The organism is Streptomyces sp. NPDC018693 (genome assembly GCF_044391385.1).
In the GTDB taxonomy this organism is placed as follows: domain Bacteria; phylum Actinomycetota; class Actinomycetes; order Streptomycetales; family Streptomycetaceae; genus Streptomyces.
This window is the reverse complement of sequence record NZ_JBIRZZ010000049.1, coordinates 1-1,568: the sequence shown is the minus strand read 5'-3', so window position 1 is coordinate 1,568 and position 1,568 is coordinate 1. Positions and strand designations below refer to the sequence as shown.

The 1,568-nt window shown below is 66.6% G+C and carries 2 protein-coding genes; both read left to right on the top strand.

Annotation, left to right across the window (positions count from 1 at the left end; genetic code table 11):
• The first annotated feature begins 52 nt into the window (after nt 1-52).
• Entirely contained in the window at nt 53-385 is a 333-nt protein-coding gene (locus ACH5AC_RS38425; RefSeq protein ID WP_398866996.1) for a glyoxalase superfamily protein, read from the top strand.
• 36 nt (nt 386-421) lie between these two features.
• Entirely contained in the window at nt 422-1,555 is a 1,134-nt protein-coding gene (locus tag ACH5AC_RS38420; RefSeq protein WP_398866995.1) for an IS630 family transposase, read from the top strand.
• Nucleotides 1,556-1,568: the final 13 nt, after the last annotated feature.

Here is a 1,568-nt window from a genome sequence, read left to right as displayed (position 1 = left end):
CTAGTGCCGCATCAGTCAACGTTCGCCCTGGGCGGTCTGCGACGATGACTCCGTGGACGAAGAAGTCATTCCCATTCTTCGCGTAGGGGACGCTGCGGCGGCGGTCGCTTGGTACGAGCGGCTGGGCTTCGCCAAGCAGTGGGAACACCGCTTCGAACCGGGACTTCCCGCGTTCGTCGAGGTCGCCCGGAGCGGGGTGCGGTTGTTCTTGTCCGAGCACAAGGGCGATGCCCGACCCGACACGTTGGTCTACCTCCGCGTTCGTGATGTCGAGGCCATCGCGTCCGAGTTCGGTGTGCAGCCGAAGGATGCTCCGTGGGCGCGTGAGATTGAGCTGCGCGACCCTGACGGCAACCGGCTGCGGATCGGCACGCCGACGGAATGACCATCGCTGGCAGCGCGCGGCAGGGAAGCTGTGCTGGTGGCTGAGCGAGTACGCGTTCGCGAGATCGATGACGATGAGGGGCAGCGCCTGCTGAGGATCATCCGCCGGGGCAGCGGGTCGGTGGTGACCTGGCGGCGGGCGCAGATGGTGCTGCTGTCCGCGCAGGGCATGCCCGTGGCGAAGATCGCCGAGGTGACGTTCACCAGCGCGGACCGGGTCCGGGATGTGATCCACAACTTCAACGCCGACGGCTTCGACTCCCTCTACCCGAAGTACAAAGGCGGTCGGCCCAGAACGTTCACCCTGCCCGAGCGGCGCGAGATCAAGAAGATCGCCAAGTCCAGGCCGGCCGAGCACGGTCTGCCGTTCTCGACCTGGAGCCTGGCCAAGCTGGCCGACTTCCTGGTCGCCGAGGGGGTGGTCGACGACATCAGCCACGAGGGCCTTCGGGCCCTGCTCCGCGAGGAGGGCGTGTCGTTTCAACGCATAAAGACCTGGAAGACCTCCCGCGACCCTGACTATGCCGCCAAGAAGGCCCGCGTCGAGCACCTCTACGCGATCGCCGACGGCGAAGTCATACCCGAGGACGGCGAGCCCGAAGTCGTCTTATGCCTGGACGAGTTCGGACCGCTCAACCTCCAGCCCCACCCCGGCCGACAGTGGGCCGAGCGCGGCGGACGGCACAAGGACCCCGACCGGGAGCCCCGGCCCCGACGGCGGGCGACCTACACCCGCCCGCACGGGGTCCGGCACCTCTTCGCCGCCTACGACCTGGCCAAGGACAAGCTCTACGGCCACATCAAGCCGAAGAAGAACCGGACGAGGTTCCTGGAGTTCTGCCGCTACCTGCGCAGCCTCTACCCGCCCAAGATCCGCATCGCGATCGTGCTCGACAACTACTCCCCACACCTGACCACGAAGAAGGACAGCCGGGTCGGCGACTGGGCCGCGGCCAACAACGTCGAGTTCGCCTACACGCCTACGAACAGCTCGTGGCTGAACCGCATCGAGGCCCAGTTCACCGCCCTGCGCTACTTCGCTCTGGACGGAACCGACCATGCCAGCCACAGGGAGCAGGGCAGCATGATCCGCCGCTACATCATCTGGCGAAACCGTCACGCCGCCGATCAACGGCTACGAGCCGTGGTCGACAGGGCGAACGTTGCCTGATGCGGCACTAGGA